General features: G+C 33.3%; 26 protein-coding genes and 1 riboswitch. Of the genes, 21 read left to right on the plus strand and 5 right to left on the minus strand.

Translation table 11 applies throughout. The annotated features are described in order from the left end of the window. Positions 1 to 4 precede the first annotated feature (4 nt). Genes nuoL through ABZA65_RS05600 form a run of 4 tightly spaced genes read left to right on the plus strand, consistent with a single transcriptional unit; the run spans position 5 to position 7,399 of the window. Positions 5 to 1,930 (plus strand): NADH-quinone oxidoreductase subunit L, encoded by a 1,926-nt coding sequence (gene nuoL, locus ABZA65_RS05585; RefSeq protein ID WP_373071520.1) that lies wholly within the window; start codon positions 5 to 7, stop codon positions 1,928 to 1,930. A 3-nt stretch (positions 1,931 to 1,933) separates the two neighbouring features. Next, the gene (locus ABZA65_RS05590) at positions 1,934 to 3,487 is read left to right on the plus strand and encodes an NADH-quinone oxidoreductase subunit M (protein WP_373071522.1); all 1,554 of its coding nucleotides are present in this window, start codon (positions 1,934 to 1,936) and stop codon (positions 3,485 to 3,487) included. Then, positions 3,487 to 5,001 (plus strand): NADH-quinone oxidoreductase subunit NuoN, encoded by a 1,515-nt coding sequence (gene nuoN / locus ABZA65_RS05595; RefSeq protein ID WP_373071524.1) that lies wholly within the window; start codon positions 3,487 to 3,489, stop codon positions 4,999 to 5,001. The genes ABZA65_RS05590 and nuoN overlap by 1 nt, the downstream gene beginning before the upstream one ends. A gap of 22 nt (positions 5,002 to 5,023) precedes the next feature. Continuing rightward, positions 5,024 to 7,399, plus strand: a complete 2,376-nt coding sequence (locus ABZA65_RS05600; RefSeq protein WP_373071526.1) for a tetratricopeptide repeat protein — start codon at positions 5,024 to 5,026, stop codon at positions 7,397 to 7,399. Between the two features lies 1 nt (position 7,400). Here ABZA65_RS05600 and dapB read toward each other — a convergent pair whose 3' ends face one another. Further along, positions 7,401 to 8,168: a 4-hydroxy-tetrahydrodipicolinate reductase gene (gene dapB / locus ABZA65_RS05605; RefSeq protein ID WP_373071528.1), complete on the minus strand. Its 768-nt coding sequence runs from the start codon at positions 8,166 to 8,168 to the stop codon at positions 7,401 to 7,403. A gap of 93 nt (positions 8,169 to 8,261) precedes the next feature. Between dapB and ABZA65_RS05610 the strand changes: the two genes are divergently transcribed. Beyond that, on the plus strand, positions 8,262 to 8,684 hold the full coding sequence (locus ABZA65_RS05610; protein WP_373071530.1) for a hypothetical protein: 423 nt from the start codon (positions 8,262 to 8,264) through the stop codon (positions 8,682 to 8,684). Here ABZA65_RS05610 and trxB read toward each other — a convergent pair. Genes trxB through trxA form a run of 3 tightly spaced genes read right to left on the minus strand, consistent with a single transcriptional unit; the run spans position 8,681 to position 10,474 of the window. Next, on the minus strand, positions 8,681 to 9,619 hold the full coding sequence (gene trxB / locus ABZA65_RS05615) for a thioredoxin-disulfide reductase (RefSeq protein WP_373071634.1): 939 nt from the start codon (positions 9,617 to 9,619) through the stop codon (positions 8,681 to 8,683). The genes ABZA65_RS05610 and trxB overlap by 4 nt on opposite strands. Positions 9,620 to 9,647: 28 nt before the next feature. Beyond that, the gene (locus tag ABZA65_RS05620; RefSeq protein ID WP_373071532.1) at positions 9,648 to 10,136 is read right to left on the minus strand and encodes a hypothetical protein; all 489 of its coding nucleotides are present in this window, start codon (positions 10,134 to 10,136) and stop codon (positions 9,648 to 9,650) included. Positions 10,137 to 10,153: 17 nt separating this feature from the next. Continuing rightward, the gene (trxA, locus tag ABZA65_RS05625; RefSeq protein ID WP_373071534.1) at positions 10,154 to 10,474 is read right to left on the minus strand and encodes a thioredoxin; all 321 of its coding nucleotides are present in this window, start codon (positions 10,472 to 10,474) and stop codon (positions 10,154 to 10,156) included. A gap of 202 nt (positions 10,475 to 10,676) precedes the next feature. Between trxA and ABZA65_RS05630 the strand changes: the two genes are divergently transcribed. Then, positions 10,677 to 11,120 carry a globin gene (locus ABZA65_RS05630; RefSeq protein ID WP_373071536.1) on the plus strand — a complete coding sequence of 148 codons (444 nt, stop codon included), beginning with the start codon at positions 10,677 to 10,679 and terminating at the stop codon, positions 11,118 to 11,120. On the opposite strand, the gene ABZA65_RS05635 is transcribed toward ABZA65_RS05630, so the two are convergent. Next, complete coding sequence (locus tag ABZA65_RS05635) at positions 11,117 to 11,896, minus strand: histidinol-phosphatase (RefSeq protein WP_373071537.1); 780 nt, start codon at positions 11,894 to 11,896, stop codon at positions 11,117 to 11,119. The two genes, ABZA65_RS05630 and ABZA65_RS05635, sit on opposite strands and share 4 nt — an antisense overlap. Before the next feature lie 70 nt (positions 11,897 to 11,966). On the opposite strand from ABZA65_RS05635, the gene ABZA65_RS05640 reads away from it, so the two are divergent. From ABZA65_RS05640 to ABZA65_RS05710, 15 genes are all read left to right on the plus strand, one after another. Beyond that, positions 11,967 to 12,674 (plus strand): chemotaxis protein, encoded by a 708-nt coding sequence (locus tag ABZA65_RS05640; protein WP_373071539.1) that lies wholly within the window; start codon positions 11,967 to 11,969, stop codon positions 12,672 to 12,674. Between the two features lie 6 nt (positions 12,675 to 12,680). Beyond that, positions 12,681 to 13,973 carry a peptidase U32 family protein gene (locus ABZA65_RS05645; protein WP_373071541.1) on the plus strand — a complete coding sequence of 431 codons (1,293 nt, stop codon included), beginning with the start codon at positions 12,681 to 12,683 and terminating at the stop codon, positions 13,971 to 13,973. Between the two features lie 36 nt (positions 13,974 to 14,009). Beyond that, entirely contained in the window at positions 14,010 to 14,936 is a 927-nt protein-coding gene (locus tag ABZA65_RS05650) for an exopolyphosphatase (RefSeq protein ID WP_373071543.1), read from the plus strand. Between the two features lie 47 nt (positions 14,937 to 14,983). After that, positions 14,984 to 15,484 (plus strand): 5-(carboxyamino)imidazole ribonucleotide mutase, encoded by a 501-nt coding sequence (gene purE / locus ABZA65_RS05655; RefSeq protein WP_373071545.1) that lies wholly within the window; start codon positions 14,984 to 14,986, stop codon positions 15,482 to 15,484. Positions 15,485 to 15,506: 22 nt separating this feature from the next. Continuing rightward, the gene (locus tag ABZA65_RS05660) at positions 15,507 to 15,980 is read left to right on the plus strand and encodes a DUF3972 domain-containing protein (protein ID WP_373071547.1); all 474 of its coding nucleotides are present in this window, start codon (positions 15,507 to 15,509) and stop codon (positions 15,978 to 15,980) included. Positions 15,981 to 15,993: 13 nt separating this feature from the next. Then, positions 15,994 to 16,851, plus strand: coding sequence for a DUF89 domain-containing protein (locus ABZA65_RS05665; RefSeq protein ID WP_373071549.1), 858 nt, complete (start codon positions 15,994 to 15,996; stop codon positions 16,849 to 16,851). Positions 16,852 to 16,925: 74 nt separating this feature from the next. Further along, a riboswitch (cyclic di-GMP riboswitch) is annotated at positions 16,926 to 17,007 on the plus strand. A 77-nt stretch (positions 17,008 to 17,084) separates the two neighbouring features. Next, complete coding sequence (locus ABZA65_RS05670) at positions 17,085 to 17,474, plus strand: hypothetical protein (RefSeq protein ID WP_373071551.1); 390 nt, start codon at positions 17,085 to 17,087, stop codon at positions 17,472 to 17,474. 62 nt (positions 17,475 to 17,536) lie between these two features. Then, positions 17,537 to 18,388, plus strand: a complete 852-nt coding sequence (locus tag ABZA65_RS05675) for a S1 RNA-binding domain-containing protein (protein ID WP_373071553.1) — start codon at positions 17,537 to 17,539, stop codon at positions 18,386 to 18,388. Beyond that, entirely contained in the window at positions 18,388 to 19,071 is a 684-nt protein-coding gene (locus ABZA65_RS05680; protein WP_373071555.1) for a lysophospholipid acyltransferase family protein, read from the plus strand. The genes ABZA65_RS05675 and ABZA65_RS05680 overlap by 1 nt, the downstream gene beginning before the upstream one ends. A gap of 14 nt (positions 19,072 to 19,085) precedes the next feature. Next, positions 19,086 to 19,871 (plus strand): MlaE family ABC transporter permease, encoded by a 786-nt coding sequence (locus tag ABZA65_RS05685; RefSeq protein WP_373071557.1) that lies wholly within the window; start codon positions 19,086 to 19,088, stop codon positions 19,869 to 19,871. A gap of 23 nt (positions 19,872 to 19,894) precedes the next feature. Continuing rightward, positions 19,895 to 20,323 (plus strand): hypothetical protein, encoded by a 429-nt coding sequence (locus ABZA65_RS05690; protein ID WP_373071559.1) that lies wholly within the window; start codon positions 19,895 to 19,897, stop codon positions 20,321 to 20,323. Then, positions 20,305 to 21,156: an MlaD family protein gene (locus ABZA65_RS05695; protein ID WP_373071561.1), complete on the plus strand. Its 852-nt coding sequence runs from the start codon at positions 20,305 to 20,307 to the stop codon at positions 21,154 to 21,156. The genes ABZA65_RS05690 and ABZA65_RS05695 overlap by 19 nt, the downstream gene beginning before the upstream one ends. Beyond that, positions 21,153 to 21,800 carry a hypothetical protein gene (locus tag ABZA65_RS05700; RefSeq protein ID WP_373071563.1) on the plus strand — a complete coding sequence of 216 codons (648 nt, stop codon included), beginning with the start codon at positions 21,153 to 21,155 and terminating at the stop codon, positions 21,798 to 21,800. Before ABZA65_RS05695 ends, ABZA65_RS05700 begins: the two co-directional genes overlap by 4 nt. A 138-nt stretch (positions 21,801 to 21,938) precedes the next feature. Continuing rightward, positions 21,939 to 22,232 (plus strand): chorismate mutase, encoded by a 294-nt coding sequence (locus ABZA65_RS05705; RefSeq protein ID WP_373071565.1) that lies wholly within the window; start codon positions 21,939 to 21,941, stop codon positions 22,230 to 22,232. A gap of 8 nt (positions 22,233 to 22,240) precedes the next feature. Then, positions 22,241 to 23,095 carry a sulfurtransferase gene (locus ABZA65_RS05710; protein ID WP_373071566.1) on the plus strand — a complete coding sequence of 285 codons (855 nt, stop codon included), beginning with the start codon at positions 22,241 to 22,243 and terminating at the stop codon, positions 23,093 to 23,095. Positions 23,096 to 23,115 lie beyond the last annotated feature (20 nt).

Raw genomic sequence — 23,115 nt, forward strand, 5'->3', positions numbered from 1 at the left:
GCTAATGGAATTATTTTTATATACAGCTTTATTTGCACCACTAGTTGGTTCTTTATTTGCAGCACTATTCGGTTCACGTCCAAAGATGGTGATTACTGGTATTGTTCCAAGTATATTATTAGGTGTATCACTAATTAGTTCAACTATTCTTTTAGTACTAGTTTTAACTACAGGGCATACTTTACATGTTGAGATGATGACTTGGATGGCTACGGGTGATCTTTACATACCTTTTGGTTTTGTAGTTGATCAAGTGTCTGTAACTATGATGATGGTTGTTACATTAGTTTCAACTGTAGTTCATGTTTACGCTATCGGATATATGTCTCACGATAAAGGTTTTAACCGTTTCTTTGCATGGCTATCAGCTTTCGTTTTCTCAATGCTTGTACTTGTAATGAGTGACAACTTCGCAGGACTATTTATTGGTTGGGAAGGTGTTGGTCTTTGTTCATGGGGTCTAATCGGATTCTGGTACAAAAAAGAGTCTGCTACATGGGCTGCTAACGAAGCGTTCATTATGAACCGTATAGCTGACCTTGGTATGTTAATCGGTATCTTCTTAATTTACTGGAACACAGGTTCTCTTCAGTATGATGTAGCATTTCCTGCAATGGCTGGTTTAGATGTAGCTACTTTAACTTGGATCGGTATCTTCTTATTTGTTGGTGCTATGGGTAAATCTGCACAGTTTCCACTACATACTTGGCTTGCAGATGCAATGGAAGGTCCTACACCGGTTTCGGCTCTTATCCACGCTGCGACAATGGTAACGGCTGGTGTATACTTAGTTGTTCGCTCAAATGAGTTATTTGCACTTATTCCTAATGTTGGATTATTTATCGCTAGCCTTGGTGCATTTGTTGCAATTTTTGCAGCTACTATGGCACTAGTTAACCGTGATATTAAACGTGTAATCGCATACTCAACTCTTTCACAGCTAGGTTATATGTTTGCTGCGGCTGGACTTGGTGCTTATTGGGTTGCACTTTTTCACTTAATGGCTCACGCATTCTTTAAAGCTCTATTATTCCTAGGTGCTGGTAACGTTATGCACGCAATGGATGATGAACTTGATCCGTTTAAAATGGGTGGACTTGGTAAGGCTATGAAAGGTACAATGATCATGATGACTATTGCATCTGTTGCACTAGCAGGTATCTTCCCATTAGCTGGTTTCTTCTCTAAAGATCTAATCTTAGAGGTAGCATTTGTTGATCATCATTTTATAATCTATTCAGTACTATTAGCTACTGCAGGTTTAACAGCATTCTATTCATTTAGAATTATCGCTCTAATCTTCCATGGTGAAGATCGTCACTCTGCTCTTGGATTCCACCCACACGAAGCATACAAATTTATGCTTTGGGCAATGGCTCCATTATTAGTATTAGCAATTATCGGTGGTTTTGCACTTAAAGGTAGCTACTATGAGATGGTTACTCAGCTTCTACCAGCTACAGAGTACCATGTACACTCAGCTGTTGCTTACTGGACTATGACAATTGGTACTCAGCTTTTAGTACTTTTATCTATTGCATTTGCATATAAAAAATATATGTCAAAAGACATTAAAGTACCAGATGGTACAAGTGAAATGGAAAATAGATTTTGCTATAAACTACTTAAAAACCAATACTATATTCCATACTTTTATGAAGAGTATTTAGTAAAACCATATAGAGAATTATCAACACTATTCTGGGAAAAAATTGATCTTAAAGTTGTTGATGCTACTGTTGATGGTATCGGTAAGATACTATATGCAACAGGGGAGAATACAAGAGGGATGCAAAGTGGAAACTTATCTACTATGCTTAAATGGATGGTAGCCGGACTTATAGGTTTACTGTCATTAGCTGTTGTTTTTGGACTAGCAGCAAGATATTCTGGTGAGATTAAAACAATCTTATCAGGTTTAGGAGTTTAATAGATGTTAGATCATATCTTATCGATTTTAATTTTCTTTCCGGCAGTAGCTGCAGTTTTTGGATTTGCTATCCAAAAAGACAGCTTGCGTGCTTACGGTACTGCTGTTGCAACGATTGAGTTCGTATTATCATTAATCTTATGGTATTCGTTTGACTCAAATGTATCTGGTATGCAGTTTATGGAACAAATTGCATTAGTACCTGCTTTTGGTATTAACTATACTTTAGGTATTGATGGAATTTCACTTTTCATAATTGTTTTAGCATCGTTCTTTACTATGATAGGTATTGCTTCACTGACTCCAACTAAAGATGAGAAGAACTTAATTATCACTCTTCTATTTTTACAAATGACTATGGTTGGTGTTTTTGCTGCTTTAGATGCAATCGTGTTCTACGTGTTCTGGGAACTTTCACTAGTACCAATGTTATACATTATAGGTGCATGGGGTGGTCCTCTTCGTATATACGCATCTGTTAAGTTCTTCCTATATACATTTGCAGGTTCACTTGTAATGTTAGTTGGTATCCTTTTCATGGCATATTTCTACTACCAAGCTACTGGTACATGGAGTTTTGCAATCTTAGAATGGTACAGACTTATATTACCTGAGTCATTCCAGATGTGGTTATTTGTGGCATTTTTCCTTGGTTTTGCTATCAAGGTACCAATGTTTCCATTCCATACTTGGTTACCATATGCTCACGGTCAAGCACCGACTATAGGTTCTGTAATACTAGCGGCAATTTTACTTAAAATGGGTACATATGCGTTTATCCGTTTTTCACTGCCACTATTCCCGGATGCTTCTGTTGCATTTATGTTCCCAATCGCAGTTATCTCGATCATTATGATTATCTATACTGCGATGGTAGCTTATGCACAAAAAGATGTTAAACAAGTTGTTGCATATTCATCAATTTCACACATGGGTGTTATCATCCTTGGTACTTTTGCACTAAATGTTGAGGGTATTTCAGGTTCAATCTTTTTAATGATTGCTCACGGTGTTGTTTCAGGTGCACTGTTCTTACTAGTTGGTGTAATCTATGACAGACGTCATACAAAACTAATGAGTGAGTTTGGTGGTCTTGGTTCAGTTATGCCTCACTATGCAACTATATTCGGTATCATGTTAATGGCTTCAGTTGGTTTACCGTTAACTATAAACTTCGTAGGTGAGTTTTTAAGTTTACTAGGTTTCTATCAACAATCTCATATCTTAACTTTACTTGCAGGTACTGCAATTATCGTTGGTGCTATCTATATGTTAGCAGCGTATAAAAAAATGTTCTTCGGTGAAGTTACAAAAGATGAGAATAAAGATCTTCCAGATGTTAATAAAAGAGAATTAGTAGCACTTATTCCATTAACTATTATCACTATCTGGTTAGGTGTATATCCTAAACCTGTATTAGAACCAATTAATAACTCTGTAGAGTCAGTTGTACAATTAATGCACGACAAAGCTATTTCAGAGGAAGCAAAATCTCGTATCCCTAACTTAATTGAAGGTGTTGAGATTACAAAAACTTCTGCGAAGGAGGCAAACTAATGTCACCAGTAAATGTATCTGTAGAATCATTAAACTTAGTTACACTTGCACCAATGCTAACTCCAATAGTTGGTGCACTATTAATCTTAATAGTTGATCTTTTTAAAGGTGGACTAGATAAGAGTTTATATGTAATGCTAAGTTTCTTATTTTTAATTATTGACTTTGGATTATTATTAGACAGTTCATCTGTTTTCTCTCAAGTTGGAACTGTAATGGGTCTTTTTGACGTTATGCTTATAGATGGTTTAGCTATTCTTTCGCAGTTTATAATCGTTGGTGCTTCACTGTTATTTATAGCATTAGCACTTACGCCAAAGCGTTTCCATGAGTTCTCTTACCCTGAGTTCTTTGCACTTTTCCTATTTATGATCGGTGGATTCCAGTTCATGGTTGCAACTGACAACTTAATCTTAGTATTTGTTGGACTTGAGACTGCATCTTTAGCTCTATATACAATGATTGCTATGCACAACCGTGATAAAAGTTTCGAAGCAGCTGTTAAGTACTTTACAATGGGTGCATTAGCGGCAGGTTTCTTCTCTTTTGGTGCAATGGTATTTTACGCTCTTACTGGAAGTGTAGAGATCAATCAAATAGCAGCTGTACTTAATGCAAATAACTATGCTGATATAGGTTTTGTACTGGTTGGTGTAGCATTTATATTAGCTGCTTTTGGATTCAAATTATCTATGGTTCCATTTCATACTTGGACACCTGATGTTTATGAGGGTTCTTCTGCCGCATTAGCTGGTTATATGTCAATTGTTCCAAAAATAGCTGGTTTTATCGTAGCTATGCGTATCTTTGAATTTTTAATTCATAGTGGGATAGTATGGTTAGAAGTAGTATTATATGTTGTTGTAGTTGTAACTATGACTGCTGCAAATATTTGGGCATTAGTTCAGACTGATGTTAAACGTATGCTTGCATATTCATCTATTTCACATGCAGGTTTTGTAATGGCTGCATTATTAATAGGGACTACACAAGCAAATTCAGCTTTATTTATGTATTGGATACTATTTAGTTTTACTAACCTTGGATCATTTTCTATGTTATGGATTTCACGTCAGAAAAACTTGCCGTCATACCAGAGTTCAGACCATACATTTGAGAAGTTCTCAGGTATGATCAAAACTTCACCTGTAGCAGCTTCAATTATGGCTCTATTTATGTTAAGTTTAGCAGGTCTACCTCCATTTGCACTATTCTGGGGTAAAATGTATATGATATCTTCTGCAGTAACAAGTGGTTATACTGTTCTGGCACTTATTATGGCACTTAACTCTGCAATTGCTGGTTACTACTATCTTAAACTTATTGTATATATGTTTATGAAAGATCCTGCTGAGCAAAGTATCAGTACAAACGGTAAAGTATATGTTGCAAATGCATCAACTTCACTAAAAACTATAATCGGTATTGCTGTTATAGGAACTATTTTTGCTTTTATTGCAGTAAACCCAATATTAGAGTTCGTTACAACTTTTGTATATAATAGCGGGTATTAATATTATATAAAAAGGAGTATAGTTGTTAAAGGTATCGCTATTACTCCTTTTTTTCTTTTTTTCAAACTCTTTAGCGCTTGAAGTATATATAAACAGTGCTAAAGAGGATCACCAAAAATTCTCTACACTACACATAAAAGACACTGATAAGTTTCTTTGTCAGAAAGAGTTAAACGACTTTAAAGAAACAGTAAAAGTTATATGTGCATTTTCAAAAAGTCCAAATCAAGAGATTAAAAAAATACAAAACGACTTTTTTAATATAGATACTCAGATAAAAAATAAAACATTTTTTTTAATAATAAAACCGTTTAAAAAGATGAAACTACTGCCTGTCATATTTGATTTAAGTGAAGATGATAGTGTATATGTACCTAATGTTAAGCTTTCAAATCACTGGATGCTTGTTGGTTATGACCAAGAGTTACCATATATAAAAGAACAACAATATTCTCAAAACAGTATAAATTTTCCATTTTTAATGGAAAGAGACAAGCTTCCTTATGTAGGTGGACTAGATGTAGAGGGTAATCCTGTTAAAGTAAAACAGGTACAGGATATAAAAGAGTTTTTAAGTCTTAAAGATTATTTTGAACAAGGTGACTATGAAAGATCTTTAGATAAGCTTGAAGAGGTGTTAGCTGAGTATCCAGATACTCTGTTTAAGCCTGAACTTTTGTATTATAAAATCAAAATCTTTGACAAGATGGACAGGTTCGATGATATTGTTCCGCTATCCAAAGTATTTTTACGTGAATACTCGGCTAATGATAATGTAGCTGAAGTTTTATCTATAACTTCAAAAACCTATGCTCGTTTAGGTCAGGGTACAAATGCAGATTACTTTTTTGACAGACTTTTTGAAGAACATAAAGATAGTGAATTTGCAAATTGGGGACTAGTTTATAAAGGCGAGATGTTAGAAGATGAGGGGATGTCTTCTAAGTCGATAAGTTTTTATGAAAGAGCCTTAAATAGAACAAATGATATCGATATAGCGGCAACAGCTGCATATAATTTGGCAAAATACTACTTAAATCATTTAAAACAAGAAAAAGCCAGTGAATATATAGCAAAGATATCAAATGCAAAACCATCGTACTTTAAAACCAGATATAACGAATCTAGAGATCTGATGGAGCAGTTTGCAACAGAGAAAGAGTATAAAAGTGCAGCAGATATAGCAGCAGCATTGGTAGAAGGGCAAAATAAAGACGATGAAGATGCAGAGTGGCTGCTTATGAATCAGGGTGTATGGCTAAGTCAGAGTAAAAACAAAATAGAAGCATTAGAGCCTTTGAAAAAATATTTGGAAACTTATGAGTACGGTTTATATGAAGATGAAGTAAAAGTAGCAAAAGACAGCCTGTTTTTTGATGAGAGTGCAGATGATAAAAATGTAAGCAAAAGAATTGCCAAATATGATGAACTTATGGATGTATATAAAGGTGATAGCATAGGTGAAAAAGCTATATACGAAAAAGCAAAATTGCTAAATGAAAATAAAATGTATTTCGATACATTAAATATGGAAGATAAACTTTTAGCAATAGATAAAACTAAATACAAAGATACTGATAATATTATTCATAATGCAGCTGTTGGTTTTATGAAAGAGTCTTTAGAGAAAAGAAAATGTAACGAAGTGCTAATCACATCAAATGAGTATAATATAACTTTATCGGATGAATGGGATGACGGCATTTATGAATGTGCGATGAAGGGAGGCGATTATGAGCTTGCTAGGAAAACATCCACTAAAAATCTAAATTCGACAAATATAGAGCATAGAAAAAAATGGTTATATAGACATATTAAACTTGATTTTGCTACTGGAAATTATAGTGATGTGCTGCAAGCATCAAAAGAGTTGATAAAATTAATAGGTAAAGATAAAGCTTCGGAGTACTTAGATGTATATAGAGTGATATTTGATACATACCAAAGATTAGAACAAGATGAGAATATGCTAAATGCTGTAACTGATCTAGAAAAAGTATATGGTATTAACCATAAAGACATAGAGAGGTATGTATCTGTTATAGGTATTGGTGTAGATAAAAAAGATAATATACTTATAATAAAATATGCAAAAGATGTTATAGAGTTGCAGAATTCATCAAAAACATATACACAGTCTCCATATGTTGAGTTTTCACTATATGAAGCTTATGTAGATATAGAAGAGTTTAATAAGGCTTTAGAAGTTATTGAGTCTTTAGAGACAATAGATTTAAAACCAAAAGACAGAGTAAGACAAAAATATCTGCTAGGAAGTATATACAGTAAATTATGGCGTGATAGTGAAGCTATAGAAGCTTATAACGAAGTAATTAAGTTAGATCCAAACTCTGCATGGGCAGAGCTTGCAAAAAGTGCTAAAGATATAACTAAATAGATTATAACTCTAAACAATCACTTATTGTATATAGACCTGCTTCTTTATCTACAAGCCAGCTAGCTGCACGGATAGCACCTTTAGAAAATGTATTTCTAGAAGTTGCAGTGTGGTTTAGTTCAATAAACTCGCCGTCGTTATAAAAACCTACAGTATGGCGACCAACTATGTCACCGCCGCGAAGAGCCATAACACCAATCTCATCTTTAGTTCTCTCCCCAATATCACCATCACGTCCACTTACTCTTACTTTGTCTAAATCAAGTCCACGACCACGTGCTGCTGATTCACCAAGAGTCAGTGCCGTTCCGCTAGGTGCATCTTTTTTATGTTTATGATGCATCTCAACAATCTCTATATCAAAACCTTCCAGAGCTGCAGCAGCTTGGTATACAAGCTTGTTAAGAAGAGCTACACCTAAAGACATATTAGTAGCATAAAGTATCGGCATCTTTTCACTAGCCTGTTGTAACATATTTGCTTGGTGAGCACTCAAGCCTGTTGTACCTATAACAAGAGGTTTAGGGTGTTTAAGGGCAGCTTCTAGCAGAGCTTCACAAGCTTCTGGTAGTGAGAAGTCTATTACTATATCACAAGCATTTAAAAATGAATTGATGTCAGATGATACTAAAACAGACGGATCAACATTAAAATCAAGTTCACTTCTAACATACACACTGCTTAGAGATATATCTTCAGTAGTTTTAAGATCTTCTAGTATTAGTTTTCCTACGCGACCGTTTGCACCAAATACACCAACTTTTGTCATATAATTTACCTTGTTTAATTGTTTTTAAAATGATATCGAATCTTTATTTTATTTTTGTTAAAAAAGTTGGTATAATTTTTCAAAGGGCAGTAAATGAATTTAGATGACAATACAAGAACAAGATTAGAATCAGAAATTAACAGAATGAACGATGCAAGTGAGAGATATGGTTCGGACATCTTAAGTGCAATTGTTTACCATGAAAAAGATATAGATTTAGCTTTATTTGGCAGTTTTTTAAGAAAGAATGATAAAGTTGTAAGACTAGATAAAAATCATCATTTTGTAATGTTTTATTTTACTTCAGAACAAGAAGCATATGAAGCTGCAAAACACTTACTTGCTCAATTAGATGATCATTTTGAAAACACTACATCATGCATAGCTATAGACTCTGATTGGAAAAATGACTCTACAAATATGCTTATAAATAAACTTTATCAAATACTCCAAGAAACCAAGAAGCACTCGGTTTCAAGAATAGAGTATGAGGATATTTTGGATGAGATCTTTTAGTTTAGCTTCTCATCAACATAAGATATAGCCTGAAGTGCTGCAACTGCACCATCACCTGCTGCCGATATAACCTGCTTTGGAGCAGCTATACGCATATCACCTGTAGCCCATAGACCTTCACAAGAAGTTTTCATACTTATATCAACTATAACTTGACCTTGATCGTTTAGATCACATAAGAAGCTGCCGTCTTCTTGTTTAAGTGTTTGGTTGTTTACATCGTTCCCTACAAATGTAAAAACTCCAGGAACTTCAATATCACGGATTTCACCATTAGCGTTTTTTACTTTAAGGCCTGTCACACCCATAGCATCACCGTAAACTTCCTCAGGAGATGAGTTTAAAACTAGCTCAATATTTTCAGTGTTTTTTACACGATCTACTGTATTTGGAGCAGAACGGAACGTATCACGTCTATGTACAAGGTATACTTTATTACATATTTTAGCAAGGTATAGTGCTTCTTCTAAAGCAGTATCACCACCACCTATTACCGCCACATCTTTTCCTTTATAGAAAAAACCATCACAGGTAGCACATGTACTTACACCTTTTCCAAAAAATTCACTCTCACCTTTATATCCTGCTAAACGAGGGCGGCTTCCAGTACCTATAATTACAGAATGAGCTTCATCAACCTCACCATCACCACGATGAATTTTAAAAACATCACCGTCTTTGCTTACACGAATAACTTCAACCATATCATGTTTAAGACCAAATTTTTGACATTGTTCAGGCCATGGTTGCATAAGATCCATTCCCGTGATCTCACCCGTAACACCTGGATAGTTTTCTATCTCTGAAGAGTTAGTTATTTGACCGCCCGGCATACCTTTTTCATACATTACTACATTCTCTAATCCACCACGAGTTGTATATAATCCAGCTGTAAGTCCAGCAGGTCCACCGCCAATAATTGCACAGTCTAAAATAGCCATTTAAATCCTTTTTTAAATATGTTTATAGTTTTTTTACTTGAGATGCAAGCTCATCAAGATTATCAAGTTTGCGTATCATACTATCTTGTTTATAAAGAGTATCTTTGTTTTTCTTTATAAAAAAAATAGATGGGGAATCATATATGTTAAAGCGCTGAATAAAGTTTAATGAGTTTTTAGTTCCTGATCGTAAAAAAGTTGTTGTCTTTGAATTTTCCCTTACTGTATTGTAGTAATCTATGGCTATTATAGGTATATTTAAATCAGTATTTGCAAGTTTTTCCTGTGTGTCTGATTCACGTGATGAGTAAAAAACTACAATGTATTTCTCTTCTGTAGGAGTAAAGACATCTTTTTTTTCATAAAAAGTCCACTCTTTAAAGTCTATAAATTTGTATTCTGAAAATTTAAAATTGAAGTAAGCAAAAGCTGCAGCTATAAGAGCTGCACCAAAAAAAGAAGCTAGTAGCGTAGAGACTGAAAGAAGACTTTTCCCTCCAGATCTTGCCACTAAAAGCCTTTAAGAAATTACGCTAAATGAGCGTCGATTTTTTCTGCTAGAGCTTGTTTAGATTGTGCTCCGACAACTTGGTCTACCATCTCACCGTCTTTGAAGAACATGATAGTAGGGATAGAGCGAATACCGAATTTTACAGCAATATCTTGCTCTTCATCTGTATTTACTTTACAGATTTTCGCTTTACCTTCGTACTCTTCAGCTAACTCTTCGATAACTGGAGCAATCATACGACATGGTCCACACCATGGAGCCCAAAAGTCTACTAAAGATACACCTTCAGCTAAAGTTGATTCAAAATCTGCATTTGTTAATTCTAAATATTTACCCATTACAATTTCCTTGTATTATTTAATTGTTATGAAAGTATTATACAATCACAACTTTAAAGATTACTTTTGTTTTTTAGCATTTTTAAAAATAGTTTATTTCCTCTAAGTAACAAAAATACTTATGAAATATCTTGAATTAAAATTCATAGTTTCCCTTAAAGTTTTAGTATGTATAATAAGCCAAATTAACAGAAGGTTTGAAATGGATTTAAAAATTTCAGAGGGTGAATTTGGTGTTAGACCACCTGTAACAAAACCGCATCCTGGTTTTTTACACGAAGTTGGTGAAGAGAGATTTAAAAAACTGGTTTATGATCATTATACTGCGATCGAGACTAGTGATATAGCATTTTTGTTTCCTGTATTTGATGAAGAAGATTTTGCAGAAGCTAAAAAACACGCTTTTGATTTTTTAATTCAAATTTGCGGTGGTCCAAGATATTTTGAACAAACTAGGGGTGAGCCTAGAATGGTTGGACGTCATGCACCGTTTCGTATAGATGAACATGGTAGAAAAACTTGGCTTGGTTTATATAAACCACTTTTAGAAGCTTTGGTTGATGAAGGCATTACAGAGGAATATATCCAGTCTTTCTGGGATTATCTAGATACATTCTCAATGTGGCTTGTAAACACAAAAAGTTAAAACTCTAAAAGCTGTCTTTTTCTATTTTTAAAGACAGCACATTCTTTATATCCTACACTTTTTGCCATCTCAATAAGCTTATCAGAACTAAATCCGACTTGTTCAGGAGAGTGTGCATCTGATGCAAAAGTGATTGGTATATCTAACTTATACATATACTCTAGAATTTCCATTGACGGATATGCTTCTGCGATAGGTTTTCTAAATCCAGCAGCATTTAACTCTACAACCATATCGGCTTCTTTTATTGCGTGGAGCGCATTTTTTGCAATCTCTAATATGGGTTTTTTCGGTAAAAATTTAAATACTTTTATAAGGTCAATATGTCCAACTACATCAAAAAGTTTTGATCTAGCCATATCTTCAATGGAGTTAAAATATTTTTCCCAGATCTCGTCTATATCCATCTCTTCATATTTACCTATAAACTCAGGATTGTCAAAGCCCCATTTATCAATAAAATGCACACTCCCTATTAAGTAATCAACATCAACATCGAGTACTCTTTTATCCATATAACCATCTAAATAATCTACCTCATAAGCTAAAAGAATCTCTATTTTATCTTTATATTTTTCTTTTGCATCCAAAACATTTTTTTCATAAGTTTTCATTTGTGAAAAACTCATTCTATACTTTGGATCGAAGTCCATAGGGGCGTGATCTGAAAACCCAAAATATTTAGTTTTGTTATCTATAGCTTTTTCAATATATTCCTCTATAGTTCCCTCAGCATGGTTACAAAGGCTTGTATGGTTATGTAGATCTACTATCATAAGAATTACTCTTTATTTATACTTTTTATGTTATTATAGTGTTAATTAAATTAATTTAGGGAAAAGTTTTATGACTCAAGAAGAATTAGATGCATTGATGGGTGGAGACGTAGACCTTGATGCTTTAGATGAGAGTGTTGAAGAAGAGTCAAGTGCAGATATAGCTGAAGAGATTATTGAAGAGGTTGAGTCTGCTAAAATGGAAGAAGATATTCCTGATGGATATAGTGAAAAAACATCTCATCATTGGCCTCTTCCCGCAACAGATGAAAATAAAATGGTTCATCAACTTGATGATGTTACAAAAGAGAGTGAAGAGAAAGCGACTCAGATCTTTGATATCATTGAAAATATATCAAATGAGTTGATGGAAAAAGAGGAAAATGTTAATAATACTCTAGAAGTTATTAACTCAAATATAGAGCTTTTTACAACTTTAAGTGCAAAATTTCCTGAAGTCGAAGCTTTTAAAACGCAATTATCTAAAAATGAGTCGGCATTAGAAGACGCAAATATAACTTTAGAGATGCTTCAAAACAGTGGTGACGACATTATGAATGTTATGGATATTATGCAGTATCAAGATATCCACCGTCAAAAAATCGAGCGTGTAATAAATGTTATGCGTGCACTCTCAAAATATATGAATACTCTATTTGAGAGTAAAGTAGATGATGATAAACGTGTGTCTTCGGCTCAACATATTGTGGGTGATACGCATAACGATGTTGCGTCTACGGATGATATCGAAGCTCTACTTGAGCAGTTTGGAAAATAATAATATATGAGTAAAGTTGAGTTACTGTCTCCTGCGGGGACGCTAGAAAAATTAAAAATTGCATTTGATTATGGTGCAGATGCAGTATATGGGGGAGTTAGCCACTTCTCACTTCGTATCCGTAGTGGTAAAGAGTTTACTATGGAGGATTTTGCTTTAGGGATAAAGTATGCCCATGAGCGAGGCAAAAAAGTATATGCAACTATAAACGGTTTCCCTTTCAATTCACAACTAAATCTTTTGAAAAAACATATAGTTGCTATTGGCGCTTTGAATCCGGATGCTATCATAGTTGCAACTCCCGGTGTTCTAAAGCTGTGTCATGAACTATTACCTGATATGCCTTTGCATCTCTCGACTCAGGCAAACGTTATGAATGTACTTGATGCTAAAGTATATGCAGATATGGGTGCTACTCGTATAATAACAGCACGTGAGATATCTCTTAAAGATCTAAAAGAGATAAAAAAAGAGCTGCCAGAACTGGAGCTTGAAGTATTTGTTCATGGTTCTATGTGTTTTGCATACTCTGGTAGATGTCTGATATCTACACTTCAAAGCGGTCGTGTACCAAACCGTGGAAGTTGTGCTAATGATTGTCGTTTCCCATATGAAATGTACGCTGCAAACCCTGAAACAGGAACACTTTTTAAACTTGAAGAGGAAGAGGGTGTAGGGACATATATAATGAACGCGAAGGATCTAAACTTAGCTTCACATATGCAAGAGATATTAGACAGTGGTGTAGTTGACTCACTAAAGATAGAGGGTCGTACAAAAACAGCTTACTATGCAGCTACTACTGCCAAGGCTTATCGCATGGCTATTGATGACTATTATGCAGGCAAACTTGATAATGATAAGTACCAGTATGAACTAGAATCTCTGCAAAACCGTGGTTATACAGATGCTTATTTAGTATCCCGTCCTTTTGAGAAAAATGATACTCAAAGTCTTGATTTTACTATGCAGCTTGGTACTCATCAGGTAAGTGGTCAGGTAAATGAAGAGGGGACACACTTTTTATGTAAATATAAAACATACCCAGGAGATGAGCTTGAAGTTCATATGCCATTAGATTCTAAAATAGATTATGTTGATAACGATATTGGAACTACTTATGAGCGTGATGGCAGAGTTTATTTAAAGTTAAAACAACTAAAAGCTCAAAACGGAAAAATCTGGGAGTCTGTTCATAGCGGAAATGTAAACCCGATAGAGCTTCCGACTAAAATGCCAAAATTTACCTTTTTGAGAATACCGTCACATCCTGATATGGGGACATATCCTAAAAACTGATATAATTACTTTTAAAACCAATTCAAGGGGTAGATTATGAGTAAAAAATTTCGTTTAGTTACTAGAAGTGATATGGACGGACTTGTATGTGCCGTTATTTTAAAACAGCTTGAAATGATTGATGAGATAACGTTTGTGCATCCAAAAGACATGCAAGACGGTACAATCACAATTACTGAAAATGATATTATCACAAATCTTCCCTATGTGCCACAGGCTCACTTAGTATTTGATCATCATGAAAGTGAAACACTGCGTAATGAAAAAGCAGACAATCATATAATTATTGCTGATGCTCCATCGGCAGCACGTGTAGTATATGACTATTATGTAAAAGACAATGACCTCTCAATAATCAGAGAAGATATGATGTTAGCGGTTGATAAAGCCGATGCCGCTCAATTTTCAAAAGAAGACATTTTAAACCCTCAAGGATGGGATCTTCTTTCATTTTTAATGGATTCTCGTACAGGATTAGGCAGATTTAGAGATTTTAGAATATCAAATTATCAGTTGATGATGGACTTAATAGACTATTGTCACGATCACGGTATTGACGATATTATGAAACTTCCGGATGTCAAAGAGAGAATAGATCTTTATGAGATGTATGCAGATGATTTTAAAGAACAGTTAAATCGTTGTTCAACTGTATACGGGAATTTAGTAGTACTTGACTTAAGAAAAGAGGAAATAATTTATCCTGGTAACCGTTTCATGATCTATGCGCTTTTTCCTGAACAAAATATTTCTATACATGTAATTATGGGCTTTAAAGGGCAAAATACTGTTTTTGCTACAGGTAAATCTATACTTAATAAAACATCCAACACAAATGTAGGTGAGCTGATGCTCTCTTATGGTGGTGGCGGACATTCAGCAGCAGGGACTTGTCAGATAGATAATGATAAAGCTGAAGATACATTAAAAGAATTAATAACTAAAATAAATCAAGACGGGTAAAGATTTAATTCTGTATAATTTCACAAAAATTTAATAAGGGTATATATATGAAATTCGTTTCAATAGTAATGGGTTCAAAAAGTGATTATGAGGTAATGAAGTCTTGTTCAGACACATTAGAGGCATTTGGAGTAAACTATGAGATGATTATCTCTTCTGCTCACCGTTCACCTGAGAGAACAGCTGAATATATTAAAACTGCTGAAGCTAAAGGTGCACAGGTATTTATTGCTGCTGCCGGTATGGCTGCACACTTAGCAGGTGTTTTATCTTCTAAAACTGTTAAACCTATTATTGGTGTACCAATGAGCGCATCTGCATTAAGCGGTATAGATGCACTACTTTCAACTGTTCAAATGCCTGCTGGAATGCCAGTTGCTACAGTAGCAATAGGAAAAGCCGGTGCAATCAATTCAGCATTTTTAGCAATGCAAATGTTAGCACTTAATAATGAAGAGTTAGCGGTAAAATTAAAAGAAGATAGAATTGCTAAAGCTAAAAAAGTTGAAACAGATTCTATGGAGATTGAAACAATCATAGAGGCGTAAATACAACGGGGGAATATTATTCATGAAGTGGATGAGTGACAAAGAATATATGGAGCTGACAGGCTTAGAGATGGAAGCTATAGATGATCTGTGTGATCGTGGAAAACTAAGCATAAAAGTTGAAGACGGTGTTAGATATATTGACCCCTCTAAAGGTGCACAAGAAGTAGTCGTTCCAGCAAAACTGCAAGAGCTCTCTGAGCGTAACACTCATGAGATGTTAGTACAACCAGAATTTGTTGAAAAAACAATAGGTACTATCATTAACCTTCATGAAAAAGTCCTTGATTCAAAAGATGAAACTCTACAAGCCGTAAAAGCTGAAAATGAGTTTCTAAAAGAAGCACTAGCTAGCCTGCAAGAGCTTTATGATGAAGATAGAAAAACTATCCATACTCTTCAAGAGCAGTTAAAACTTTCACAACAAGAAGTTGAATTTATGAGACGTAAATACAAATTAATGTGGAACAAAGCAATTGATGATCATACAAGTTAATTAAAAGTAGTTTATGAATATAGCAAATGAATGCATAGGATGCATTGTCAACCAAAGTGTAAAAGTCTCAAAAGCGATAGATGCAGATGAGACACTCTCAAACAAACTAGTATCTACAGTAGAAGATATGAGCAAAAGTTTTTCATATTCAGATACTCCTCCAAAAATTGCGGCTGATGTTTATGAAAAGATGGCTGAGATAGCGAATAAAGAAGACCTTTACGATGAGGTTAAGGAACATTCGACTAAAAAAGCACTCTCTTTTGTACCGATAGTTAAAGAAAAACTCCAAAATTCAAGTGAAAAACTTTTAACTGCTACAAAAATTGCAGTAGCTGGAAATGTAATAGACTTAGCTGCTGAAGTAGAGTTTGACTTGGAAGAAGAACTTGAAAAGATTTTTCATACTGAGTTTGCTTATAATGATTTTGATAGATTCAAAGATCAACTATCTGTTGCGAAAAAAGTAGTTGTTTTAGGTGATAATGTAGGCGAGCATATCTTTGATTATATGTTTGTAGAGACTTTAAAAGAGTTGTATCCAAATATTAAGCTTACATATATGGTTCGTGGAAATCCAATAATCAATGATGTAACAATAAAAGAGGCTAAAGAGGCCGGATTTGATCAAATATGTAATTTAGTAAATTCTGGGGTAAATACTCCAGGTTTTACATATGCAAGAGCTACAGATGAAGCCAAAGAGTTATTTGACAGTGCTGATCTAATTATCAGTAAGGGTATGGGAAATTACGAGTGTATGAGCCCGTCACATCGTAAAAATATTTGTTTTTTATTAAAAGTAAAATGTAGTGTTGTTGCATCTTCACTTTCTAAAGAGATAGGAGATATCGTCTGTAAACTTACTTAAGCTTCAATTCTTCTTGTACTAAATCTAATCTAAACACTTAACTTTATTTTTATGTAAATATAACTACAATGATAGTTGATGATTGCCAAACTTACTGTGAAGTAAGGACGGAAAGCCATGGGTCTCAGGTTTTAATGAGATCGCCAGGTTGCTGATAATGTTCTCGCATTATTATATTTTCCCCCTAGCTTTTAGTAGTATGCAAACATATACTTGATTTCAAAGGATCTGTTATGAAAAGTATTTTGTTTATTCTACTCGTTGCTTTAATTTCTCTAGAGGCCAATACACACTACATGGCCCATGAAAATGAGTCTGTACAAGTCCCAAAAAATGGATTAGGGTATTCGTACGAAGTCAATAAGCATTTTGAACCGTTTGTTTATCTAAACAATAAACTTCAAGATATGAAGATGAATTTTAAAGATTTCGATCTTTCAAATATCGGTATAGATATTGGAGTTTCAGGAGATTTAAGTAACTCTTTTAGCTATTTTTTTAAATACTCTTCTACAGAGAAGATGTATTACAAATTAAAGGATTATTACGAGCACTATAGTACTCTTAAACAAGACACTATGGAAAACTCAAAGATATACCTTGGTTTAAATATTAGATTTTAAATTAACATTTTTTATATATTAGAAAAGGTACAATTGCATAACTAAAAACGACGGAATTACTTATGCAACAAAATAAACACCTGGAATTAGGCGTAATAAATACGCTTCTAATTGATAGAGAAACACCTCATGGACTTTTTTTAATATCTGAAGATGAAAAAGATGTACTGCTTCCAAAAGCTTATGTAACTGAGGATATGGAAGTAGGATCTCTTATAGATGTATTTTTATATACTGACTCAGAAGATAGATTAATAGCAACAACACTAACACCAAAAGCTAAGTTAGATGAATTTGGCTTTTTTGAAGTTGTGGATGTGGCAAAATTCGGTGCATTCGTGAACTGGGGCTTGCCAAAAGATCTTCTAGTTCCAAACAAACTGCAAAAATCACCATTTAAAATAGGTCAAAAACGCTTTTTAAAAGTTGTTTACGATGAACGCACACACAGACTTGTCGGAAGTGAAAAAACACAAGATTTTTTTATTCACAAACCAAAGGGATTAAAACCGCATCAAGAGGTTAAGATAATTATTATTGCCAAAACACCGCTTGGTTTTAAGTGTATAGTTGAAGATAAATATGAAGGTTTGATTTATAAAAATGAAGTTTTTCAAAAAATTGATATAGGTGATGAAACAAAAGCTTATATCAAGACTGTAAGAAAAGACGGTAACTTAGATATCTCACTTCAACCAAGTGGAAATAAGAAAAAAAGCAGTGATGCTGATCAAGTTTTACAACTTTTAAAAGATAACGGCGGGCTTATGCCTTATAACTATAAAAGTGATGCAGACCTAATAAGCGATGTTTTTTCCATGAGTAAAAAATCTTTTAAAAAGAGTTTAACTAAATTACAAGATGATGGTATAATTGAAGTCAAAGATACCGGCATCTATCTAAAGGTAAATTGATGACATTTAACCAGCTTAAAATGGCTATTTATGCGACATACTTAACAAATATATATGGATATAAATTAACAAAAGTTTCAGACGTACAGGATAAAAAAAAGTTAAGAACTGAGTATTCAAACAGATTATTATCAAAACTAAATATAGAGATAAAAGTTATAAATGAAGACAAAATTCCAAAAGATGGACAATACCTTTTATTATCAAATCATCGCACAATTATAGACCCTTCAATTGTAGAAATAGCTACCCAAAACAGTAATATATATGGTCATTGGATAGCTAAGAAAGAATTGTATAACTCTTTCTTTTTTGGTATGTTCGTAAGAAATGCAGGTACTATTTTGTTAGATAGAGAGTCATCTCAGATGAGCGGTTTTTTCAAAGACATAAGAAAAGTAGTTAAATCAGGTGATAGTGTGTACATATTTCCAGAAGGTACGAGAAATCAGACTGATGACGTGCTTGGAGAGTTCAAAGGCGGGGCTGAAAAGATAGCAAAAATGAACAAAATAGATATGCTTCCTGCTTTTATACGCGGTCGTGCAGATCAAACACTTAAAGATGCTATTAGAGATTCTAGCGAGCATAGAGTTATTGAGATTGAATTTGGTGATTTGATATCTTATGAAGATAATATAGATTCAATTGAAGAGCTATATAAACAGAGGTTTAATTTATAAAAAGGGTGTAATTCTTGTTTGGATTTTTGCAAAGCATAGGTGATAAAACAATAAAGATATTTTTCTCATTTTATGAGGCTATTGTATTTATCGGTATATGTTTAATCCACATGATTAATCCAAAAAGCTACAATCCAGCAATGCGTGTCGTTTTGGTAAAACAGATATATTTTACATCTATTGGAATTTTGCCAATATTTTCATTTATGGCTATCTTGTTTGGTACTATATTCATCGGAATAATTATATACTTTGCCACACTTTACGGTCTTGAAGATGACATAGGTGAAATACTGGTTACATTTGCCATTAAAGAGTTCTCACCGTTTTTTACAACACTTCTTATTGCACTTCGGTCATCTACTGCCATTAATACCGAGATCGCAGTTATGAAAGTAAATAAAGAGATAGATAGCCTAAGAGCGTTCAAAATAGATTTTATAGATTATCTGTTTTTACCAAGAATTATAAGCGGTGTAGTCAGTGTGACTGCTCTATCAACTCTTTTTGCTATTATTATGCTTTTAGGCGGTTATCTTTTTACCCTTTTTTATATGAATATGGATTTTCATACATATAAATCGATACTTATAAGTGCTATAGATTTTGAAGATCTGGCAGTGTTAATACTAAAGGCGATGTCTTTTGGTTTTGTTATCATGATGATTCCGATTTATAGCGGTTTAAAAACTGCTCACGGGTATACCGCGATTCCAATCTCTGTTCTTAATGGGATGATGAAGCTTTTTATAGCTATCTTTTTTGTAGAGGTGTTATCATTACTAATTCAATGGATTTAAAACTTTTTCCTACGTATAAGGAGTTGGATAAATATATAAAAAGCAGTTCTGATTATGCTGTTATATCAAAAGATTTTCCGCTTATATCTAATCTTAATATGACGGAAAATATATCTCTAATAAAAGAGGTACAAGAGTTTATGAGTGTAGAAGATGCCCAAAAACTGGCACGTGAGTATTTAAAACTAATATCCTATGAAGATCTTGGAAATAAAAGGGTAAACAACTGCACTGAGGTTGAGATTTTTTATGTAAAGTTTATACGAGCTCTTTTTAGCGATGCTCAAAATATTTACATTTCTACACCGTTTGTAATACTTCAATCAGTTGTAAATATGGATGAGATTATAAATAATCTGCTAAAATATAATTCTGAAAAAAATATAATGATTTTAGATCTAAATTCTAATGAGCATAGATACAAGGGGAGTACTTGCAATACGATAAGATAAAAATTATTGTCGGTATTTTTGTTTTAGTACTTTTGGTAACTATAACATCATTTTTATATATGGTTATGGATGAGAAGGGTACGTTCAACAAACGCTACACTTTCCACTTTAATACCGCATCAGCAGAGTCTTTCCATGTCGGTATGCCGCTAAAATTTTCCGGTTTTAATATTGGTGTAATAGATTTGATGAAACTTCGCTCAAACGGAAGTGTAAAGATGGAGTTTTCCGTACCTGAAGAAAATAAAAAATGGATAACTAAAGATTCGGTACTGATCATTAAAAAACCGCTAATCGGAGCTTCACATATAGAGCTTTACTCTGCTTTTGACAACCCTTTACTCGAAGATGGTGGAGAGTTGATGTTGATCATGAATGACGATATAAACGACATGGTAGATAAACTGCATCCACTTATAGACAAGGTTATAAGTATTGTAACTAATGTAGATAAAATAACAAAAAAACTATCTTCGAATGATTCGCTGCTTACATCATTAACAGGTTCTGAACAGACAAGTAAAGATTTTCAAAAGATACTGCAAAGTCTTGCCGTTATGATGGATGATATAAAAAAGATTACAAAAAATTTAGATAAAGATATTGTAAGTCCTGCATCATCTGCCGTTGGCGAATTAGACAAGATACTAAAAGACGTAAATCAAAAATTAAAAGATCTGGATGGAACTGTCAAAGCTGTAGGATCTTTTGATACTGAACTAGAAGATATAAAAACACAAATTAGCTCAGGTCTGCAAAAATCAAATGAATTAATGGATAAGGTTGATGCAATTTTAGTTGATGAAAAAAACTTTGAGGTAAAATTACCATGATAAAATTTAGTGCTATATTTTTTATTATGTTTTTTAGCGCATGTTCATTTAAAACACCTCCTAACGAGTGGCAATACAAATCAGTAAATGCTTACGAATCATATAAAAAAAATTTTCTCTCTTCAAACAATTCTTTGGCAGATAGTGATTTAAAAAGAGCAGTAGGACATGCGAAGAAAAGTTCTAATCTGGACCAACTAGCTAGAATATATTTAGGCAAATGCGCTATAAATAACTCTGTAGGTATAGAAGACAGTTGTACTGAGTTTAAAGAGCTGGAGAGTTTGGTAGATGATCAAACTATGCATAGTTATTATCTTCTAATAGTAAATAAACTAACATACGATGATATAGAGAATTTACCGGATACATACAAAAGTTTTGCATATTCGTATATAAATAAAGACTATAAACAAGCTGTCAAAGAGATGTTTGATATTCAAACCATTACATCAAAATTAATTGCCGCAAATATCGTTAAAAGTAATATGTCGGTTGAAGATATAGAAAAATTGCTTGAAGAAGTATCATTTTATGGTTATAAAAAAACTGTTGTGTATTGGTTGAAAGTTATGAAAACTAAAGTGGAAGACACACTGAAGATACAAAAAATTGATAAAAAAATAAAAATTTTGGAATCTTAAGTGCGGTACAGTCTTTTGAGTCAGTAAAGACCATACATGGAGAATCGATATAAAAATTATATATAAAGATTGTTACAGAATTGTTAACAAATTTTTATCTATATTTAGTTAATATTACTTTAAACAAAGGATACGAATATGAAAGAGTGTAAAACGTTAGCAGAGGTTAGAGAAGAGATCGATAAAATAGATGATGAAATAGTTGAACTTATAGCTAAAAGAAATCGTTATATTCACCAAGCTGCAAAATTTAAAAACTCTATTGATGAAGTTAAAGCTGATGATAGAATAGAAGAGGTAAAGCAGCGTGTACGTGCAAAAGCTATTGAGTTAGATGTGTCTCCAAACCTTATTAGTGAGCTTTTTACAAAAATGATAGATGAGATGGTAGAATCTGAGATAGCTCAGTTTCGTGATACTACAAACTTTTAAAGTGTGACATGAAGAAAATATTTTTTTTAATTTTAACAGCTCTGAATATTTATGCATATGATCCTTTTATAAGTGCACAAACTTTAAAAGGTATTTTAGATGATAAAGAATTAGTTTTAATAGATGTTAGTGACAGCTATGAAAAGAGTCATATTATAGGTGCACAAAGTTTAGATGTAGATGTACTGCTAAAAGATGAATTATACACCCCTTTAATTGATAATGAAGACATGCAGGATCTTTTTAGAGATATGGGTATAAATAATAGTTCAACTATAGTAATCTATGGTAGAAGTAATAATACAGATATAGAAAATGCAGCATTTTTAGCATATGTTTTAATATCTAAAGGTTTTGAAAATGTAACAATACTTGATGGTGGATATATGGCATGGGTATTTGAATATGATCTGTTTACTACAACAAAAGAACCTGAAATAGAAGATGGTTTTATTAGCTTATATGATAATAACTTATCAGTAGATTTTAGTTATATAAAAGAGAATCAAGATACTTTTTTTATAGATGCCAGATATCCTCAATTATATTATGGAATATCTGAAGATGAAGATGATAAGTATATAGGACATATTTTAGGTGCTAAAAACTCTTACTATGCATATAAATTTTCAAGAGATAAAACTCTGCGCAGCCAAAATGAATTAGATGAATTTTACAAAGATGGTTTAGGTATAGATAGAGCAAAAAATATTGTAATATATGCAAATAATCCAAAAGAAGCTGCTGTAGAGTGGTATATAATTCACCAACACCTAGGGAATAAAAACGCTAAGATCTACTATAATTCATTTAAAGAATATGTTGATTGGGATATGGAAACAGAGCGTTTTAAGTGGGAATAGTGTAAAATTCCAAAAAATTA

This window comes from Sulfurimonas sp. (assembly GCF_041583195.1).
GTDB lineage: Bacteria > Campylobacterota > Campylobacteria > Campylobacterales > Sulfurimonadaceae > Sulfurimonas.

What these genes read in the sequence shown, in the direction of transcription:
- nuoN (WP_373071524.1), top strand. Translation starts at nt 3,487, where the DNA reads ATGTCACCAGTAAATGTATCTGTAGAATCATTAAACTTAGTTACACTT.
- ABZA65_RS05610 (WP_373071530.1), top strand. Translation starts at nt 8,262, where the DNA reads ATGAATTTAGATGACAATACAAGAACAAGATTAGAATCAGAAATTAAC.
- ABZA65_RS05680 (WP_373071555.1), top strand. Translation starts at nt 18,388, where the DNA reads ATGACATTTAACCAGCTTAAAATGGCTATTTATGCGACATACTTAACA.
- ABZA65_RS05710 (WP_373071566.1), top strand. Translation starts at nt 22,241, where the DNA reads ATGAAGAAAATATTTTTTTTAATTTTAACAGCTCTGAATATTTATGCA.
- dapB (WP_373071528.1), bottom strand. Translation starts at nt 8,168, where the DNA reads ATGACAAAAGTTGGTGTATTTGGTGCAAACGGTCGCGTAGGAAAACTA.
- ABZA65_RS05670 (WP_373071551.1), top strand. Translation starts at nt 17,085, where the DNA reads ATGAAAAGTATTTTGTTTATTCTACTCGTTGCTTTAATTTCTCTAGAG.
- ABZA65_RS05635 (WP_373071537.1), bottom strand. Translation starts at nt 11,896, where the DNA reads ATGATAGTAGATCTACATAACCATACAAGCCTTTGTAACCATGCTGAG.
- ABZA65_RS05705 (WP_373071565.1), top strand. Translation starts at nt 21,939, where the DNA reads ATGAAAGAGTGTAAAACGTTAGCAGAGGTTAGAGAAGAGATCGATAAA.
- purE (WP_373071545.1), top strand. Translation starts at nt 14,984, where the DNA reads ATGAAATTCGTTTCAATAGTAATGGGTTCAAAAAGTGATTATGAGGTA.
- ABZA65_RS05630 (WP_373071536.1), top strand. Translation starts at nt 10,677, where the DNA reads ATGGATTTAAAAATTTCAGAGGGTGAATTTGGTGTTAGACCACCTGTA.
- ABZA65_RS05640 (WP_373071539.1), top strand. Translation starts at nt 11,967, where the DNA reads ATGACTCAAGAAGAATTAGATGCATTGATGGGTGGAGACGTAGACCTT.
- ABZA65_RS05645 (WP_373071541.1), top strand. Translation starts at nt 12,681, where the DNA reads ATGAGTAAAGTTGAGTTACTGTCTCCTGCGGGGACGCTAGAAAAATTA.
- ABZA65_RS05675 (WP_373071553.1), top strand. Translation starts at nt 17,537, where the DNA reads ATGCAACAAAATAAACACCTGGAATTAGGCGTAATAAATACGCTTCTA.
- ABZA65_RS05650 (WP_373071543.1), top strand. Translation starts at nt 14,010, where the DNA reads ATGAGTAAAAAATTTCGTTTAGTTACTAGAAGTGATATGGACGGACTT.
- ABZA65_RS05665 (WP_373071549.1), top strand. Translation starts at nt 15,994, where the DNA reads ATGAATATAGCAAATGAATGCATAGGATGCATTGTCAACCAAAGTGTA.
- ABZA65_RS05660 (WP_373071547.1), top strand. Translation starts at nt 15,507, where the DNA reads ATGAAGTGGATGAGTGACAAAGAATATATGGAGCTGACAGGCTTAGAG.
- trxA (WP_373071534.1), bottom strand. Translation starts at nt 10,474, where the DNA reads ATGGGTAAATATTTAGAATTAACAAATGCAGATTTTGAATCAACTTTA.
- nuoL (WP_373071520.1), top strand. Translation starts at nt 5, where the DNA reads ATGGAATTATTTTTATATACAGCTTTATTTGCACCACTAGTTGGTTCT.
- ABZA65_RS05590 (WP_373071522.1), top strand. Translation starts at nt 1,934, where the DNA reads ATGTTAGATCATATCTTATCGATTTTAATTTTCTTTCCGGCAGTAGCT.
- ABZA65_RS05700 (WP_373071563.1), top strand. Translation starts at nt 21,153, where the DNA reads ATGATAAAATTTAGTGCTATATTTTTTATTATGTTTTTTAGCGCATGT.